Annotated in this window: 13 protein-coding genes and 1 pseudogene; 6 read left to right on the top strand and 8 right to left on the bottom strand. The window is 61.4% G+C overall.

Annotated features, from left to right (window positions below; genetic code table 11):
• Positions 1–252: 252 nt before the first annotated feature.
• A pseudogene (locus AD659_RS23260) lies at positions 253–4,397 on the bottom strand (CheR family methyltransferase).
• Between the two features lie 151 nt (positions 4,398–4,548).
• A complete protein-coding gene (locus AD659_RS23255; RefSeq protein WP_053125466.1) occupies positions 4,549–5,160 on the bottom strand; it encodes a Yip1 family protein in 612 nt (203 codons plus the stop codon).
• 167 nt (positions 5,161–5,327) lie between these two features.
• Here AD659_RS23255 and AD659_RS23250 point away from each other — a divergent pair, with 167 nt between their 5' ends.
• Genes AD659_RS23250 through AD659_RS23240 form a run of 3 tightly spaced genes read left to right on the top strand, consistent with a single transcriptional unit; the run spans position 5,328 to position 6,806 of the window.
• Positions 5,328–5,828, top strand: a complete 501-nt coding sequence (locus tag AD659_RS23250) for a CinA family protein (protein ID WP_053125465.1) — start codon at positions 5,328–5,330, stop codon at positions 5,826–5,828.
• 8 nt (positions 5,829–5,836) lie between these two features.
• Complete coding sequence (locus AD659_RS23245) at positions 5,837–6,355, top strand: hypothetical protein (protein ID WP_053125464.1); 519 nt, start codon at positions 5,837–5,839, stop codon at positions 6,353–6,355.
• Between the two features lie 7 nt (positions 6,356–6,362).
• Positions 6,363–6,806 carry a DUF421 domain-containing protein gene (locus AD659_RS23240; protein ID WP_053125463.1) on the top strand — a complete coding sequence of 148 codons (444 nt, stop codon included), beginning with the start codon at positions 6,363–6,365 and terminating at the stop codon, positions 6,804–6,806.
• A gap of 155 nt (positions 6,807–6,961) precedes the next feature.
• Here the strand turns inward: AD659_RS23240 and AD659_RS23235 are convergent, their stop codons facing one another.
• Entirely contained in the window at positions 6,962–7,819 is an 858-nt protein-coding gene (locus AD659_RS23235; RefSeq protein ID WP_053125462.1) for an SDR family oxidoreductase, read from the bottom strand.
• A gap of 185 nt (positions 7,820–8,004) precedes the next feature.
• Here AD659_RS23235 and AD659_RS23230 point away from each other — a divergent pair, with 185 nt between their 5' ends.
• A complete protein-coding gene (locus AD659_RS23230) occupies positions 8,005–8,409 on the top strand; it encodes a VOC family protein (protein WP_053125459.1) in 405 nt (134 codons plus the stop codon).
• Positions 8,410–8,585: 176 nt separating this feature from the next.
• On the opposite strand, the gene AD659_RS23225 is transcribed toward AD659_RS23230, so the two are convergent.
• On the bottom strand, positions 8,586–9,734 hold the full coding sequence (locus AD659_RS23225) for a MalY/PatB family protein (protein ID WP_053125458.1): 1,149 nt from the start codon (positions 9,732–9,734) through the stop codon (positions 8,586–8,588).
• Positions 9,735–9,914: 180 nt separating this feature from the next.
• On the opposite strand from AD659_RS23225, the gene AD659_RS23220 reads away from it, so the two are divergent.
• Together AD659_RS23220 and AD659_RS23215 are read left to right on the top strand one after the other, a co-directional pair.
• The gene (locus AD659_RS23220) at positions 9,915–11,420 is read left to right on the top strand and encodes a methyl-accepting chemotaxis protein (RefSeq protein ID WP_053125455.1); all 1,506 of its coding nucleotides are present in this window, start codon (positions 9,915–9,917) and stop codon (positions 11,418–11,420) included.
• Between the two features lie 357 nt (positions 11,421–11,777).
• Positions 11,778–12,845 carry an alpha/beta fold hydrolase gene (locus AD659_RS23215; RefSeq protein ID WP_053125452.1) on the top strand — a complete coding sequence of 356 codons (1,068 nt, stop codon included), beginning with the start codon at positions 11,778–11,780 and terminating at the stop codon, positions 12,843–12,845.
• A 314-nt stretch (positions 12,846–13,159) separates the two neighbouring features.
• Here the strand turns inward: AD659_RS23215 and AD659_RS23210 are convergent, their stop codons facing one another.
• The 4 genes from AD659_RS23210 to AD659_RS23195 form a co-directional block, all read right to left on the bottom strand.
• Positions 13,160–15,400, bottom strand: a complete 2,241-nt coding sequence (locus AD659_RS23210) for a xanthine dehydrogenase family protein molybdopterin-binding subunit (RefSeq protein ID WP_053125450.1) — start codon at positions 15,398–15,400, stop codon at positions 13,160–13,162.
• Between the two features lie 12 nt (positions 15,401–15,412).
• Positions 15,413–15,886, bottom strand: coding sequence for a (2Fe-2S)-binding protein (locus AD659_RS23205; RefSeq protein WP_053125448.1), 474 nt, complete (start codon positions 15,884–15,886; stop codon positions 15,413–15,415).
• A gap of 195 nt (positions 15,887–16,081) precedes the next feature.
• Positions 16,082–17,401 carry an OprD family porin gene (locus AD659_RS23200; protein WP_053125445.1) on the bottom strand — a complete coding sequence of 440 codons (1,320 nt, stop codon included), beginning with the start codon at positions 17,399–17,401 and terminating at the stop codon, positions 16,082–16,084.
• A gap of 189 nt (positions 17,402–17,590) precedes the next feature.
• Positions 17,591–18,421 carry a phosphodiesterase gene (locus tag AD659_RS23195; protein ID WP_053125444.1) on the bottom strand — a complete coding sequence of 277 codons (831 nt, stop codon included), beginning with the start codon at positions 18,419–18,421 and terminating at the stop codon, positions 17,591–17,593.
• Positions 18,422–18,431: the final 10 nt, after the last annotated feature.

Here is an 18,431-nt window from a genome sequence, read left to right as displayed (position 1 = left end):
CGCTCCCACACTGGATCTTCAGCAGGCACACAAAACTCATGCATACCGCAAAACCTGTGGGAGCGAGCTTGCTCGCGATGAGGCCGGCACATCCAACATCTTCATCGACTGTGCCATCGCCTTCGCGAGCAAGCCCGCTCCGACAGGGGAAACGCGGCCTCACCGAGAGCCAGGTCGGCTATCAGGCCGTTTCGCTTTGGCTTTGACCTGGGGCAAAGCGTTTTTGGTTACTTTTGGCGCTTTCGGTGCGTGTCAATACACCTGCGAACGCAACAACTGCTCAATCGTATCGATCAGCTCATCATAGGAAACCGGCTTGCCAATGTGCTGATCAAACCCCGACTGCCGGGACTTCTGCATATCCACCGACGCCCCGTACCCCGTCAACGCAATGGCCGGAATATGTTTGACATGGGGCAACTTGCGCAACGCCTGCATCAGCTCATGCCCGTTCATCACCGGCATGCCCAGGTCGGAAATCACCACATCGAAACGGGCGTCCCGGGCACTTTGCAAGGCCTCTTGCGGCAGCTCGAAGGCCAGCACCTGGGCGTCTTCCATCTCCAGCAGCAGCTTGAGGGTATCCAGCACTTCGGGGGAGTCATCCACCAGCAGCACGGTCAGGCCGCTGAGACGGCCGGATTGCCCACCGCTGGGCACTTGCTTGGCCTGTGGTTCCTCGGCCTTGCTCAAGGGCAGGCGAATGGTGAAGGTGCAGCCCTTGCCCAACCCGTCGGACTTGACCTCCACGCTGCCGCCATGGGCCTCGGTCAACTGCCGCACCAGGGACAGGCCTATGCCCAGCCCTTCGCGTTGATGGGTCGCATGCTGGGTCTCGGCCTGGCCGAACAGGTCGAACACTTCGTTCAAATGCTCGGCTTCGATGCCCACGCCGGAGTCCTTGACGTCCAGCCGCGCCATGTTGCCGTCCTGGCTGGCGATCAATTGCACGCGCCCGCCGTTGGGGGTGAATTTCAGGGCATTGTTCACCAGGTTCCAGATGACCTGCTCCAACCGGGTCGGGTCGGCGTTGACGATCAACTCGCCGGGCCCTTCGGGCAGTTCCAGGGTTACCTTGTTCGGGTGATTGTCATTGATCACCACCGTGTAGATGTCCTGGAGCACTCGGCCCAGGTCCACGGCCTGGCGCTTGAGCTTGAGCTTGCCGGTGCGCACCCGGGCCACGTCCAGCAGATCATCGATGATCCGCGCCTGGCTGGTCACGGCGTCACAGATGGTATTGACAGCCTTGGCGGCCGCACTGACGGTCTTGGTCACGGGCAAGCGCCGTAGCAATTCGGCGTTGAGCTGGATCAGGTTCAGTGGGTGCTTGAGTTCGTGGGACATGACCGCGAAGAACTCGTCCTTCAGGTGACTGGTGTTCTGGGTCTCCATCAGTCGTTGGGTCTGTTCTTCGTGCAGGCGCTTGTGGCCGGTCAGGTCGCGGGCGATTTTCACGTACCCCTGCAGATGGTCGCCCTGCAGCAACGTGACCTCGCCGCTGCAGAAGAAACGACTGCCGTCCTTGCGCAGGTGCCAGCGCTCGTCCTCGCTGCGTCCATTGGCCCGGGCCATCCTCAGTTCGTTTTCCGGCACGCCGTCGGCACGGTCCTGGGGTGGGAAGATGAAGTCGTAATAGGCGCCTTCGGCTTCCGCCTTGGAATAGCCGAAGATCAACTCGGCCCCGGTGTTCCAGCGGGTGATCACGCCATGCTCATCCAGCAGGATGATCGCGTAGTCCCGGGTGCTTTCGGCGACCAGTCGCATGCGTTCTTCTCCCAGGCGCAACTCTTCCTCGGCCATCCGGCGCTTGCTGATGTCGATGAAGGTCAACACCGTGCCGTCGATGTGGTCCTCGCTGGAGCGGTACGGCAGCAGCCGGGCGATGTACCAGCGGCCGTCGTTGCTGCTGACTTCTCGTTCGATCATGTTCAAGGATTCGAACACTTGCGTGGCGTCCGTCGCCATGTCCGCATAGTCCAGGCGATGGGTGATATCCAGCAGCGAACGTCCGGTGTCCACCGGCAGCATGCTGAAGATTTCCGTCGCCCTCGGCGTGAACCACTTGATGCGCACGCTACGGTCGACAAACACCGTGGCGATGTCGGTGGAGGCGATCAGGTTGCTAAGGTAGTCGTTGATTTTGTCGGTCTCTTCGACCTTGGTCTTGAGCTCGTAGTTGACCGTCAGCAGTTCTTCGTTGATCGACTGAAGCTCTTCCTTGCTGGTCTCCAACTCTTCGGTGGCTGAGCGTAACTCTTCGTTGATCGCCTGCATTTCCTCATTGGAGGCCTTGAGCTCCTCGCTGGAGACTTCGGCCTGCTCGATGGTGTCTTGCAAGTGCAATTTGGTGCGCTGCAGTTCCCGCTCAAGGTTGGAAAGGACCTGGTTGTCGGTCTGGTTGACGTTGGCCTCGAGCTGTTCGGCCGCGTCAACTTCAACTTCTTCGAACACGACCAATACGAAGTCACCGTCGGACTGGTCGTCGCGATAAGGCTGGGCCAGCAGATCCACCAGGAACCGTCGCCCATCCCGTTCAAGGTTGACTTGGCGCGACTTGACCGCCTGCCCACTTTGGTTGACCTGGAACAGGGTGGTGCGGATTTCCAGGCGCAACTGCGGATTGATCAGAGTCAGCAGGTTGCGCGACATCTCACCGCCGACATGGCGCAGGAAGCGACCGGCGCTTTCGGACATGTGCAGGATATCGGCATTGGCGTCGACGATCATGCTCGGCGGCGCAGAGCGTTCGATGGCGCGCAGGTGGATGTCGGCAAACGACACCTTGCGTATCGGGGGGGCCAGGGGCGCCGTCGGGGAGGCCGTCGTGCGCACATAACCGCCGCGAGGCATGGTCGGCGTGCGGCGGCTGCTGGCAGTGCCGTACTTGCTGCGGAAGATCCGGTTGCGCTTGTCCACTGGCGTAAACAGTTCATGGCAGGCGTCGGCCGATTCCGACGAGCCGAGGAACAGATAGCCCCCCGGTCGCAGGGCGAAGTGGAACATTTGCAGGATTTCGCGCTGGACTTCGCGGTCGAGGTAGATCAACAGGTTGCGGCAGACGATCAGGTCGATCTGCGAGAACGGCGGATCCGACAGCAGGTTGTGCTTGGCGAACAGCACCCGCTCACGGATCTCCTTGCGCACGCGGTAATTGTGGCCATCCTTAAGGAAGTATTGACGCAGCCGGGTCGGTGGTACGTCGGTAATGATCGCTTCCGGATAGGCGCCGCTACGGCCAACAGTAATGGCTCTTTCGTCGATATCGGTGGCAAACACTTGCAGCTTGGCGGGGCTGGCGTCATGCACCAGTTGATCGCTGACCAGCATCGCCAGGGTATAGGCCTCTTCGCCGGTGGAGCAGCCCGCCGACCACACGCGTATCTCCTCGGGAGCGACGCTGCCGGGCTCGACGGGTTGGAGCAGGCTGGGCAGCACGTCCCGCTCCAGGGCTTCGAATGCTTCACGGTCACGAAAGAAGTTGGTCACGCCGATCAGCAGGTCGCCGAGCAAGGACTTGGTTTCATCCGGATGGTTCTGCAGGTAGCTGTAGTAGGAGGGTAAATCCGCCTGGGCGGTGACCTGCATCCGCCGTTCGATACGGCGCAGCACCGTGGCGCGTTTGTAATGCTTGAAATCATGGCCGGTACCGGCGCGCAGTTGCACCAGGATGTCGTGCAGTGACTGCTCGGCCGCGACGGCCTCGCGCTCGGAGGTCGGCGGCTGGGTGTGAATTTCCGGGTCATTGGCGGTGGCAGGCGGATTGCCTGAGCGTTTCCCCACAACTCCAGGAGTTTTTGCGGCATGTCTACGACGGGTAGCACCAGATCGACCATCTGGGTATCGATGGCTGCTTGGGGCATGCCATCGAACTCGGCATCTGTGGGGGATTGGGCGATCGTCACGCCACCCTGTTCCTTGATCCTCGACAGGCCCACGGCGCCGTCGGAGCCAGTACCCGACATCACGAGGCAAAAGGCCCTTTCCTTGTGCACATCCGCCAAGTCGCGGAAAAACAAATCGATGGCCACGTGCCCGCCCTGGCGCGGTTCAGCCGGGGTGACGTGCAAGTAGCCGTCGTTCATGTGCAGGCTTTGGGCAGGGGAGATCACGTAGACGCAATTCTTGCTGATCGGCACCGTTTCGGTAACCTGCAGCACCGGCATCTTGGTGGTTTCCTGGATGATCTTGCCGGCCAGGCTCTGATGATCGGGCGCCAGGTGCAGGACGATGACGAACGCCATGCCGTTGTCCTTGGGCATGTGCTCGAAAAACTGCTTGATGGCCTGCAAACCACCCGCCGAAGCGCCGATTCCCACCACCGGGAAGTTCAGGTCACTGGGGCTAAGCTCTCGTCGCTGTGGCACGTTGGGAGAGCGCTTGCTGGATGATGGCATAAATTCTTGGCCTTAAAGGGCGGGGCAATCCAGTCCCGCCACATCGAATTCAGGGGGCAAAAACTCGCAGGATAGTCCGGTTGCGCGAAGATTGCGAAAACCGCGCGCTGCAAAGCCGCCGTCATTGGCATTGTGCGCTCTGAAAGCAGGCTCAGCCCACCGGAACGCGCAGGTATTCCGGCTGCAGGTAGTTGAACCATAGCAGGATCATTTCCACCAGGATCGTCACCAGGACCAACAAACCAACGCCCCAGACACTTGCCGAGTACAGCAAGCCCTGTTCCTTCTTGAGGCTCATGAACTTGGGCAATCCGACGAACAGCAGGAAGGTCGAGTAGGCCGACGCCAGCAACAACACCGCCACGGCCAGCCAGCGGCTCGGATAAAGCCCGAAAATCCCGGCCAGAAAGTACGGTGTCGCGGTGTAGGCGGCGAAGCCGATGCACTGGTTGACCGTTGGACGCGCCTCGAAGGTGCGGGACATCCAACGAATGAACAGCCCCATCAGCGTGACGCCGACCACGACGGTCAGGTACAGCAGGGCGCACAACTGAAACGCGCTGGCGCTGCTGAGCCGTACCGTTTCGTTTTCGGCCAGACTCCAACCGGTCCAGGTGGTGCCGATGAACAGACACACGGCGGGAATCAGCGCGAGCAGCAGCAAGTGAGCCAGGTAGTGGCGTGGATGCGCCTGTTCCTGTTCGCGGATGTCGGCCCAGGCGAACTCAGGATGCGTGAACAGTTTGACGAAAGGTGCAGACATGACGACCTCCTGATCAGGACGGCCTCTGCATGAGGCCCATGTAGGTTTGAGGTACGGCTACAGACAGGGGTTTCATTTATTTCCAGCATCGGGCTGCCGGTGCGATAAAGGGAATGAATCACAACGGCAGGGGTCAACCCATCAGCACCCCCGAAGGACCATATGCCATGACTGTTGCCCAAACCCTGGTTGATTATTTGCGCGATCATGACCTGCGCCTGACCACGGCCGAATCCTGCACCGCCGGGCAGATTGTCACGTTGCTGGCCGAGGTGCCCGGTAGCGGCTCGCTGATCGAAAGCGGCTATGTGGTGTATTCCCCTGAGGCCAAGCAGCGCTTGCTCGGTGTCAGCCCACGCAGCATCGAGACGTTCAACCTCACCAGCCGCGAAGTTGCCGAGGAGATGGCCCTCGGTGCCTTGCGCGATGCCAATGCCAACGCGGCGGTGGCGACCACTGGCTTGCTCGGGCCCGACGACAAGGACGGCATACCCGCCGGCACCGTCTGTTTTGCCTGGGCATTCGAGGTGAACGGCCAGCGCGCCTTGTTCAGTCGCCGCGAACGGTTCTTCGGCAGTCGCGGCCAGGTGCAATTGTGGGCCGCCGAATACGTGTTGCAGCAGTTGCCCACCTTTCACCAGCGCGCCGTGGCGGGCGAGCGCCGATAGGGCCGACCATGACCGATCAAGACGAACAGGACGACCACCGTAGCCGCCAGTTCCCAGTGCGCGAAGACATGGTCTTCCAGCACAAGGTGTGGCGTTTCGAGCGAGTCGGCTGGTACGTGTTGGTGCTGCTGGTGATCCTGACCTTGCTGGGCCTGTTTTCCCGGGGACCTTTGAGCGACCGGGAGTTGTACAGCAGCGACGGTAGCGTTGGCGTTGAATACCAGGCTTTCCACCGCAACGGCTCCGCCAACGCCATGACCATCCGACTCAAGGGCCAACCCAACGCCGTCCTGGAAGTGGAGTTGGGCGGCGATTGGCTGGAAGGTTTCGAGGTGCAAGCGTTGCAACCGCCACCGATGCGCTCGGCTGGCGCGGGGCAGGGCATGACGCTCTGGGTCCAGGCCGATGAGCGAGGGCAGGCCAGTCTCTACCTGTCATTGCTCGGCGAAGGCTTCGGGACCTATCACAGCCGCATCGCAACCCCTGGCGGCGCCACGGTCAGTTTCAATCAGTTCATTTTTCCTTAGGTGACCTATGGATTCGGTACTGCGAGCCGCCGCGATGTACGCGGCATTGATGCTGTTGTTCAAGATCGCCGGGCGGCGCTCACTGGCTGAGATCACCACCTTCGACTTTGTGTTGTTGATGATCATCGGCGAGGCCACTCAGCAGGCGCTGTTGGGCGATGATTTCTCGATGACCAACGCGTTGATGGTGATCGTGACGCTGATTGCCATCGATGTCGGCTTTTCATTGCTCAAGCTGCGTTCGCAATGGGTTTCGCGGCTGATCGACGGTGGCCCGACCATCATCGTCGAGGACGGGAAAATCCTCCGCGGCCGAATGCGCCATGCCCGCTTGATCGAGGCGGACATCATGGAAGCGGCGCGCTCGAGCCAGGGCATCGAGACCCTGGAGCAGATCAAGTTTGCGATCATCGAGCGTAATGGGAAGATTTCGGTGATTGCCAAGGAGTAATTCTTACGCCTTTGTGGCGAGGGAGCTTGCTCCCGCTGGGTCGCGAAGCGACCCCAACGACCAGGCAACTCAGTGTTGGTGAGGATTGAGGGGGCTGCTGCGCAGCCCAGCGGGAGCAAGCTCCCTCGCCACAAAAACAGTCTCAACCACCTTGTTCAGAGCATCGGTTTGCCCCCGGTAATCCCATAACGGGCCCCGGTGATGTAGCTGGCTTCGTCCGAGGCCAGCAGCACATAGATCGGCGCCACTTCAACCGGTTGGCCGGGGCGACCAAGGGGTGTCTGGGAGCCGAAGTTCTGCACCTCTTCCTCGGGCATGGTCGCGACGATCAACGGCGTCCAGATCGGTCCCGGTGCCACGCTGTTCACCCGGATGCCCTTGGGCCCGAGCATCTGCGCCAGGCCGCCGGTGAAGTTGGCGATAGCACCCTTGGTGGTGGCATAGGCCAGCAGCGTCGGCTTGGGCATGTCGGAGTTGACCGAGCTGGTGTTGATGATCGAGCCGCCGGGCTTCATGTGCGGCACGGCTGCCTGGCAGATCCTGAACATCGCGGTGATATTGATATCGAAGGTGCGGACCCATTCCTCGTCGGGAATGTCCTCGAGGTTTTCGTGGGTCATCTGGAACGCGGCGTTGTTGACCAGGACATCGATATGTCCGAAGCGGGCGACGGTTTCATCGACGATCTTGCGGCACAGGCCTTTGTCCGCCAGGTCACCGGGCAGCAACAGGCACTGGCGCCCGGCCTGTTCGACCCAGCGCGCGGTTTCCTTGGCGTCTTCATGTTCGTCCAGGTAGGCAATTGCCACGTCCGCCCCTTCGCGGGCGAAGGCAATGGCAACGGCACGTCCGATGCCGCTGTCGGCGCCGGTGATCAGGGCGATCTTGTTCGCCAGGCGTCCGGAGCCGGTGTAGCTCTGTTCGCCGCAGTCCGGGTAAGGGTCCATCTTGCGTTGGGTGCCGGGCACCGGCTGGCTTTGTTTCGGGAAAGGCGGGAAAGGGTAGTCGGCCATTGTCGTTCTCCAGGTGGGGTGCGATGGAGGGTGGACTGTGGGATTTCGGGCGGAGTTCGGTCGGATTGTCCTGTCAGTCGATGAGCGTGACGCGGTCGTTTCGTCGGCGAACGGTGGGCTGTGACGAACATTGGGCACGCGTCTATTCTCCAATGCCAGAACGGGTTTCGATAAGGAGCAGGGCAATGTTCAGCCACATCCAGATCGGCGCGCGCGACCTGCCGAAAATGGTCGCTTTTTATGACGCAGTTCTCGGCTGCCTGGGGCTGGAGCGCATCGAGAGTGAAAATGATTCGGGCCCACCGGGGGAAGGCTGGCGTCTACCCGGCAAGCACTGGCCGCAGGTGTTTGTCCAACTGCCGTTCAACGGCCTGCCCGCGACCTGGGGCAATGGCATGCAAGTGAGTTTCGCCGCTGATTCCCCGCAAACCGTCCGCGCCGCCTGGGAACAGGCGATGGCCATGGGCGGTACCGACGAAGGTCCACCCGGCCCGAGGCCGCAGTACTGCGAAGGTTATTTTGGAGCGTATTGCCGCGATCCGGAGGGGAACAAGCTGTGCTTTGTTTATGCGCCGGATATGCACGAATAGAGCCCGGAACAATTGTCGCAAGAACGCTTTTGTGGCGAGGGAGCTTGCTCCCGCTGGGCTGCGCAGCAGCCCCCTCAGATTTCACCAACACCGAGTTGGCTGGTTAGTTGGGGGCCGCTTCGCGCCCCAGCGGGAGCAAGCTCCCTCGCCACAATGGATTGTTGTTGCCTGTTGGATCAACCCCTGGCTTGCAGGCTACGCTCCATCCGCGCTATGCCTTCCTCCAGCAGCGCCCGCGGGCAGCCGAAGTTCAGGCGCACGAACTGCCCGGCGTCGTCACCAAAATCCAACCCGGCACTCAGCCCGACCTTGGCTTCTTTCAAGAAGAACCCTTGCGGGTCGTCCAGCCCCAACCCGGAGCAATCCAGCCAGGCCAGGTAAGTGCCCTGGGGCACGGTCATGGTGATGCCCGGCAGACGAGTGTTCACCGCTTCGACCAGGTAATCGCGGTTGGCTTGCAGATAAGTTTTCAAGGCCTCTAGCCATGGACCCGCTTCGCTGTAGGCCGCACGGGTCGCTTCCAGGCCCAGGGCATTGACGCTATCGACCATGCCGGCCCGGGCGCTGTTGACCCGTTCGCGCAGCTTGGCGTTCTGGATAATCGCGAACGAGGTTTTCAGCCCGGCGATGTTGTAGGCCTTGCTGGCGGACATCAGGGTGATGGTGCGCTCGGCAATCTCCGCGCTCAGGGACGCGGTCGGTATGTGCACGCGACCGTCGAAGCACAGTTCGGCATGAATCTCGTCAGAGATGATCCACGCATCCTGCTCCAGGCAGATATCCGCCACGGCCTTGAGTTCTTCGCGGGCAAACACCTTGCCCAGTGGGTTGTGGGGGTTGCTCAATAACAAGGCACCGCCGCCCTGCAACGCTTCGCGTAATGCGGCCAACGGGGTGTGGAACTCACCGTTGACCGGGGTGAATGGCAATTCCACTTTGTTCAATTGCCAATGGCCGGGGGCATGGCGCAGTGGCGGGTAGTTGGGCACCTGCACCACAACGTTCTGCTGGGGTTCCACCAGGGCATGCAGCGCCATGTTGAAACCCGGCTCCACGCCGGGCAGGAACACAATCTGCTGGGGCTCGACGCGCCAGGCGTATTTGCTCCACAGGTCAGCCACGATGGCTGCACGTAGATTGTCCTGGGCGACGCTGTAGCCCAGCATCGTATGTTCGAGGCGCTTGTGCAGCGCGTCGATGACCATCGGCGGGGCGGCGAAGTCCATGTCGGCCACCCACATCGGCAACACGTCGGCCGGGTAGCGGCTCCATTTGGTACTGCCGGTGCCGTGGCGCTCCAATACGGTGTCGAAATCGAAAGTCATGGGGGTTCCATCAGTCAGTCATGAGATGGCGGACATCATAAAGCAAAGGCCGCTGAGAAAAGCTTGGTGGCGCAGTGCCACCAATTGATGATAATCAGTTAAAGTTCCCTCACGAAACGCCGCTAAGCCGTTTACGGCATTTGGTAACGGACCTCCAAGTCTTTTGAAAAGGACGACCCCATGACATCGCCCGTGCGCTTTAACGATCACCACCGTAAAGCCGACCGCATCATGCTGGGGCTGCTTTGGCTCACGTTGCTGTACGCCCTGGGCCTGGCATTCCTGCACTCGACGTTCACCCAGGCGCTGCTGGCGGGGGCGACAACCTGCGTGGTGAGTACCGCGCTTTATCGCGTCCTGGCCGGCACCCGGGCGATGCGCTGCGTCATCGCGGTGGCGCTGATGGTCATGGCGGCACTGCACATCAATCAGACCCATGGCGTGATCGAATTCCACTTCGGGATCTTCGTGCTGCTGGCGGTGCTGACGTTCTACCGTGATTGGCTGCCGATTGTCGTTGCCGCCGCCACCATCGCGGTTCACCACCTGGGTTTCCACTGGCTTCAACACCAGGGTTATCCGGTATTCGTCATGGACACCCACGGCGGCTGGTCGATGATCTTCCTCCATGCGTTCTACGTGGTGGTGGAAAGCGTGATTCTTATCTACCTGGCGAACCAGAGCCTGGCCGACGCCACGGAAAACCAGGCGGTGCTCGACAAGGTACTGGCGGCGGCCACGCAGTTGAGCAACGACACCGACAATCAGCGCAGCGCAGGCATCAAGGTTTCTTCGAGCGAGCGTTTCGATCATTTTCTCCAGCAGGTGACCCAACTGGTGGACGGTGTGGTGCGCGACACTCGCAACCTCTCGGACCTGGGCCAGGACCTGTCCCAGGTTGGCCAGACCCTGGAAACCGGCGCCCGCCACCAACTCGACGAAGTGGCACAGATGAGCGGTGCGATCGGGCATCTGGTCCAAGCCATGGAGAACATCGCCGGCCATGTCGGCCAGACCTTGCAGCGCGCCGGCCAAGCCAACGAGCAGGTCAGCCGCGGACGCAGCACGGTTGACCAGACCCGGGAAGAGATTGTCGAGCTGGCAGGGCGCATCAACCTCACCAACGACACCGTGCAGGTCCTGGCCGAACAGGCCCAGCAGATCGGCCAGGTGCTGGATGTGATCAACGGCATTGCCGAGCAGACCAACCTGCTGGCCCTCAACGCCGCCATCGAGGCCGCCCGCGCCGGCGAGCAGGGCCGTGGGTTCGCGGTGGTGGCCGATGAGGTCCGCACCTTGTCACAAAGGACCTCGACGTCCACCACCGAGATCCAGCAGATCATTGCCAAGCTGCAACAAGGCAGCCGCCAGGCCGCCGTCGCGATGCAAGACAGCCGCGACGGGGTGGAACGCTGCGTGTCCGCCAGCCAACTGGCTTCGCAACTGTTGCATGCGGTCGTCGAAGACATCGCCGTGATCAACCATTTCAACGATCTGATCGCCAGCACTACCCAAGAGCAATCCCAGGCGTCGATAGGCATCAGCCAGCGTCTGCAAAACGTGCAGGCCGTGGCTGAGCGCAACGCCGACAACATCGGCATCCTGACTCGTAGCAGCCAGTGTCTGCCACCGTTGGCGGAGCGGTTGGCGGTATTGGGGCAGGCGTTTCATGGGAAGCCACTTTAGGCGACTGGCTGTCCGCTCGATTGGAACCTGACAGCAGGCGCTGTGTAGGAGCTTTGTAGGAGCTGTCGAGTGCAACGAGGCTGCGATCTTTCCCCAGGCACTTGAATCTCAAGCGAAGATCAAAAGATCAAAAGATCAAAAGATCAAAAGATCGCAGCCTGCGGCAGCTCCTACACAAACCCGGTCCTCCTGATACGAATGTATCTCTGTGTATCCAGGCTCACGATCGATACGGACGCTTGCATTCAAACCCATCGCCGACACATCCGCGATACCTGGCCAACGTCAAATGGGACCCATCGAGACAACGCAAGCCGTCTCACTGGCCCACCCCACGTCGTTCGCAAGGAGCTTCACATGGACATAAACCTTACATCCGCCCCCCGGCATCCTCGTTTGCTCGCGCCAACCCTCCTGGCGTGCGCAATGCTGCAACTGGGCGCCTTGGCATTGACCTCGTCCCAGGCAAGCGCAGCCGATGTGCCGGCGAGCACCGTCGGCGCGATCACCCCTGGTAGCCACACGTCGTTCGGCCCGCTCAAGCACGTCAAGGCCGGCCTGCTGGACGTTTCCTATGCCGAGGTCGGTCCTGCCGATGGCCCGGTGGTGATCCTGTTGCACGGTTGGCCTTACGACATCCACAGCTACGCCGATGTGGCGCCGGCGCTGGCAGAGAAGGGCTATCGCGTACTGATCCCGTATGCCCGCGGTTACGGCGATACGCGCTTCCTGTCTGCCAAGACCCTGCGCAACGGCCAGCCTTCGGCGCTGGCAAGCGATCTCATCGATTTCATGGACGCGCTGAACATCAAGCGGGCCGTGCTCGGCGGTTATGACTGGGGGGCACGCACCGCCGACATCGTCGCGGCCCTTTGGCCGGAGCGGGTGAAGGCGCTGGTGGCGGTGAGTGGCTACCTGATCGGCAGCCAGGAGGCCGGCAAGGCACCGCTGCCGCCAGCCGCCGAGTTGCAGTGGTGGTACCAGTTCTACTTTGCGACCGAGCGTGGCCGGCTCGGTTACGAGAAAAACACCCATGACTTCGCCAAGCTGATCTGGAAGCTGGCGTCGCCGAAGTGGGACTTCAATGATGCGACGTTTGACCGAAGCGCCGCCGCTTTGCGGAACCCGGATCATGTCGCGGTTTCAATCTTCAATTATCGCTGGCGCCTGGGCCTGGTCACGGGCGAAGCCAAATACGACGGACTGGAAAAGAAACTGGCGGCGTTCCCGTCGATCAGCGTGCCGACCATCACCCTGGAAGGCGATGCCAATGGTGCTCCCCATCCGCCCGCCGAAGCCTATGCCAAGCGCTTCACCGGGAAATATGAGCATCGCCTGATCGATGGCGGCATCGGCCACAACCTGCCGCAAGAGGCGCCGCAGGCGTTCGCCCAGGCCGTCATCGACGCCGATCATCTTCGTTAACCTGGCTGGATCAATCTGGCACACCGCGTTGGCTGCACTGGGGGGCTGCTGCGCAGCCCAGCGGGAGCAAGCTCCCTCGCCACGTTGTGTGTTGGCTGGGGAAATGCGGGGTATTCAAGCGTCATCAGGTGCTACCGCCCAGCTATGGCAAACCCCGCTTTTGTGGCGAGGGAGCTTGCTCCCGCTGGGGTGCGAAGCGCCCCCAACCCAGTGGGTCGGATCAACTTTGCGCACCAGGTTGGCTGATTTTGATCGTTCCCACGCAGGAGCGTGGGAACGATCGAAGCCGAGACACCTGACAAGCCTTGCCCTCGTCACGCCAACTTGAACGGCAACTCACGCAACGGTTTACCCGTCAGGCTCGCCACCGCGTTGGCGAAAGCCGGAGCCAACGCTGGCAGGCCGGGTTCGCCCATTCCCGTGGGCGGCTCGGCGCTGGGTACGATGTGGACGGCGAATTCCGGCATGTCGGTAATGCGCGGCACACTGAAATCAGCAAAATTGCTCTGCTGCACCACGCCGTCCTTCAGGGTGACGGCGCCACCGGGCAGGCACATCGACAAGCCCATCAGCGCCGCACCCTGGACCTGGGCTTCGACACTCCGTGGGTTGACGACCAGGTTGCAGTGCACGCCAGCAGTCACGTTGTGCAGCACCGGACGCCCATCCTGCACCGAGGCTTCGACCACATAAGCCACCACCGAGCTGAACGACTCGTGGACCGCCACACCCCAGGCACGGCCCGCCGGTAGCTGGCGCTTGCCATACCCACTTTTGTCCACCGCCAATTGCAGCGCTTCGCGATGGCGTGGGCTCTGGTCGCCAAACAACTTCATCCTGTACGCTACCGGGTCCTGCTTGGTGGTGCGGGCGATCTCGTCGATCAGTGTTTCCATCACGAAAGCCGTATGGGTGGAGCCCACGCTGCGCCACCACAGTACGGGCACGTTGAGCTTGGGATGATGAACCGTCAGGCGCATGGGCACCGGATACGGGTTGCGCATGCCCTCGGTAGCGGTCGGGTCGATGCCGTTTTTCACGCGTCCGCCAAACACGGTGCCAGTGATGATCGATTGGCCCACCAGGGCGTGGTCCCAGGCGAGGACCTTGCCGCTGTCATCAAAACCGATACGCGCGCGGTGCAGGTGCATGGGGCGGTAGTAGCCGCCCTTGATGTCGTCTTCCCGGCTCCAAAGGGTGCGGATAGGGGCGTTGATCCCGGCGGTGCGGGCGGCCTTGGCGACTTCGCACGCCATTACCACGAAATCGTTGGTGGGCACGCCGCGCCGACCAAAGCCACCGCCAGCGGTCTGCACGTTCACCTGGATCTGCTCGGGCTTGAGGTTCAGCACCTTGGCCGCGGCCGCGCCATCGCCACCGGGGAACTGCGTGCCGACCCACAATTGAGCACTGTCCTGGGCCAGTTGCACCGTGCAGTTCAGGGGTTCCATCGGGGCGTGGGCGAGGTAGGGGAACACAAACTCGGCGTCCAGTTGATGCGGCGCGCTGGCCAGCGGCGTCATGTCGGCATCAAAGTGCAATGGGCCGGGCTGGCCGGCCAGCTCGCGGTATTGAGCCAGTTGTTTTTCGCTGTCGACTTTTTCCACGGCGGACGCGTTCCACTCCACCTTCAGCGCATCCCGGGCCAACTTCGCCTGCCAATAACCGTCGGCGACCACCGCGACACCTTCGGCGCCGCCATCCAGCGGTACGCGCAACACGGCTTTCACACCCTTCGTGGACCGCGCGGCGCTGTCATCCAGGGACGCGATCTTCGCGCCGAACACCGGTGGCCGGGCGACGACCGCCGTGAGCTGCCCCGGCAGGTGCATGTCGATGCCGAAATCCTGTTGGCCGCTGCTCTTGGCCTTGGCGTCGATGCGCGTGGTGGCCTGGCCGATGATGCGGAAATCCTTGGGGTCCTTGAGGGTGATCTGCTCGGGCACCGGCATTGCCATCGCGGCTTCAGCCAGTTCGCCGTAGCTCGCCTTGCGCCCCTCGGGTCCGAGTACCATGCCGGCCTGAGTGCGCAGGCTCGCCACATCCACGTTCCAGCGGGCGGCGGCCGCACTCAGCAGCATGGCGCGCGCACGGGCGCCGAGTTCGCGATACTGGGTGTAGCTGTTCTTGATCGTGTTGGAACCGCCGGTGAGGTGGATGCCGAAGGCCGGGTCCATGTAGGCGGCGTCGTTGCTGCCGTTGCGACTGCGTACCAGGCTCCAGTCGGCGTCGAGTTCTTCGGCGAGAATCATCGGCAAGCCGGTCTGTACGCCTTGGCCGAACTCCAAGCGGTTGATGGTCACCGTGACTTCGCCATTGGGGGCGATCTGCACGAATGCGGAGGGTTGCTGGGTCGGTTTGAGCGGTGTTGCGGCGGCGCCATTGGTTTCCTGCGCCAAGGCCAGGTGTGGGAACGCGCCCAAGGCCAGCCCGCCGATGCCGACGATCTTGAGAAAGCTGCGCCGGGGCAGGGCCGCGGGGCCGTCAGCCTCATCGCGTTCGAGCATATGTTGCAGGGCGCGGGGGAGCTCGCTTGGGAAGATTTCGTTCAACATGGTCAGCTCCGATCAGGCAAGGGTTTTGGCGGCATCAGCCACCGCGGCGCGGATTCGGGCGTAGGTGCCACAGCGGCAGATATTGCCGGCCATGGCCGAGTCGATTTCGGCCGTCGTAGGCTGCTTGCCCTTGGGCTGGGCCTTGAGAAAAGCCGTTGCGCTCATGATCTGGCCGCTCTGGCAGTAGCCGCATTGCGCCACGTCGTGTTTGACCCACGCCTCGTGCACGGCGCTGCCGACCGGATCACTGCCGTTGGTGGCTGCTTCGATGGTGGTGATCTTCTTGCCTACGGCGGCGGCGATGGGCGTCACGCAGGAACGAATGGCCTGGCCGTCCAGGTGCACGGTGCAGGCGCCACACAGTGCCGCACCGCAGCCGAACTTGGTGCCGGTCATGCCCAGCGTGTCTCGCAGGGTCCAGAGAATCGGGGTGCCAGGGTCTACGTCGACCGTGTATTCACGGCCGTTTATGTTCAGGGCGCTCATAGGGGGACCAGCTCCAGATGGTTTGGCTCTGGTTAACTATAGGAAGGAATATTCGGGGCGGGTTGCATGATCCGGGCTGATTCTTGCCTGATCTTGCAAACCGACATGCCCAGGAACAGCTACGCCGTTGCGTCAACGCAAAACGGCAGGACAGGAGCCGCAGTGGAATACCTCCGGCTCCTTCCTTCTGCATGGTTACATCAACGGAATGCTGTAGCTCACGATCAGGCGATTCTGGTCCTGGTCGCGGGCAATATCGCTTCGCGACATCCCGTTGCGCCAGCCGAAACCAACGTTCTTCAACGCGCCGCTCTGGACTACATAGTCCAAGGAAATATCACGCTCCCATTCACTGGCATCCTGGCCGCTGGCGGTCTGGATGTTGTCGCCCTTGAGGTACATCACCGATGCCTTCAAGCCTGGAACGCCAAGCGCCGCGAAGTCGTAGGCATATTGGGCGAAGGCAGTGCGCTCACCCGCCTGGATGAACGTCTGGATCGTGCGGTCGGTGTAGAGATAAAGACTCGCGCCGCCTTCACCTTTGCCCACCAGGCCGCCCTGGTTCAGTTGGGTAAAGTTGCTGTCTTCGGAAACGCGCTGATAACCGGCGGTAATCGCATGGCCGCCCAACGAATAAATGAACGCTGCGCTCCAGGTATCGTTGTCGATCTCGCCGTTACCATCCTTGGTATAACCGCCGAGTTTGTAGCCACTGGCGCGACCGACAGCGCTGCTGTTCTTGCCGTCAGAGGTGGTCTTGAAATAGCGCAGGTCGGTTTTCAACGAACCGTATTCACCCAACGGCAATACATGCAGCAAACCGGCGAAGTGCTGTTGGTAGTAGTCTTCAAGATTGGCGTAGTAATACTGGGCGGTCAGATCCTTGGTCAGTTTGTAATCGCCACCGGCAAAGGTGAATTTGTTGCTTTCCTGGGTGCCGCCGGCGACGGCCAGGCCGGCGCTGTCGCTGGAACCACGCCCTGTGGCGTGTTCCAACTGGCCGGCGGTGACGGTCAGGTTGTCGATTTCATTGCTGGTGACTTGCCCGCCCTCGAAAGTTTGAGGCAACAATCGGCCATCGTTAGAGACCAGAATCGGCAGTTTAGGCTGCAAGGTGCCGTAACGCAGTTCGGTCTTGGAGACGCGCATCTTGGCCGTGGCACCGAGACGAGCCCATTGGTCTGCCGCCTTGTCACCGTCGTTGGGGAACATCGAGCCGCCGACATGACGGCCGGCGCCGCTGTCTAGCTTCAGGCCCAGCAACCCGATCGCATCCAGGCCGAACCCAACCGTACCGTTGGTAAATCCCGACTGATAATTGAGCATGAAGGCCTGGCCCCATTCTTCGGTCTTCGAAGGTGCGGCGGCGCCGTCACGGTTATCGTTGTTGAAGTAGAAGTTTCGTAAGTTCAAGTTGGCTTTGCTGTCGCTGATAAAATCAGCCGACGCCAAGGGACTCAGGACCAGACTCACACCGCCAGTTAAAAGACTCAGTGTTTGCAATAGGGCTTTCATCAGGACGAACTCCACCACGGAATCGCTGTTCCGGGCATATAGAAAAGGCAGCAGGAGGCCTTCGGCCGATCAGTTGATTGGCCGATGCGTGAATAAAAACGTTAAAGAGTGTTCAATCAATAGACTGGGGCCGTGGTTAAAACCTCCGAGGAGCGCCTTCAGAACAACACCATGAAATTCCCTGGGTTATCAGTCGATCAATCCATGAGCGTCATAAAAGGGATAGGGCCCGGGGTACTCACCCAACACGCCGTTATGGGTCACCAATCCCTGGGCATGCCAGTGATGCAACAAGTACCCGGGTGGCTCCAGATTGAAATGCGCTGGCGCGGCTTGCTGCAGATCCAGCACGATTTGATGAGAGACGCCGGGGCAGACACAGCTAAGACTGCCGCCGAAACGCCGCTGCATCGGCCGATGCAGATGCCCACAGAGCAAGCGCTCAACCTGCGGGTGACGGGCAATGACCTGCTCCAGTGCCGGCGCGTTGATAAACGGCTCCCGGTCCATGTGCCCAATGCCGCTGATAAATGGCGGGTGATGCAAAATCAGTAACGTTGGCGCATCGGGACGAGCTGCCAATTGTTCATCGAGCCAGCTCAACTGGCTGTCCAGCAACCGGCCACCATGGGCTCCGGGAATGGTGCTGTCCAGGCCAATCAGGCGCAGCGGATGCTCCTCGACCACCCAGTCCAAGGGTTCTCCGGCCAAGCTTGGCAAGTAGTCATGGTCGGCGAATGCCGCCCGCAGATGCTCGCGGTTGTCGTGGTTACCGGGCACCAGGTAGCAGGGCATGTGCAGGCGCGCCAGTTCGGGGTGCAACACGGCATATTCATCAGGGCGACCGAAGTCGACCAGGTCGCCACTGATCACCACGACGTCGGGACGCGGTACCTGGTTATTCAAATGATCGATCGCACGACGCAACGCGGCGAGGGTATCAACCACACCATAAGTGGGTTTCCCCCCCGCTTTGAGATGCAGATCGCTGATCTGCGCAACTAGAAACGGACGCTTCAAAATAAACCCT

Source organism: Pseudomonas thivervalensis, assembly GCF_001269655.1.
Taxonomy (GTDB): Bacteria; Pseudomonadota; Gammaproteobacteria; order Pseudomonadales; family Pseudomonadaceae; genus Aquipseudomonas; species Aquipseudomonas thivervalensis.
Note: the sequence above shows the minus strand (reverse complement) of the source record. Positions and strands in the feature narration are given on the sequence as shown.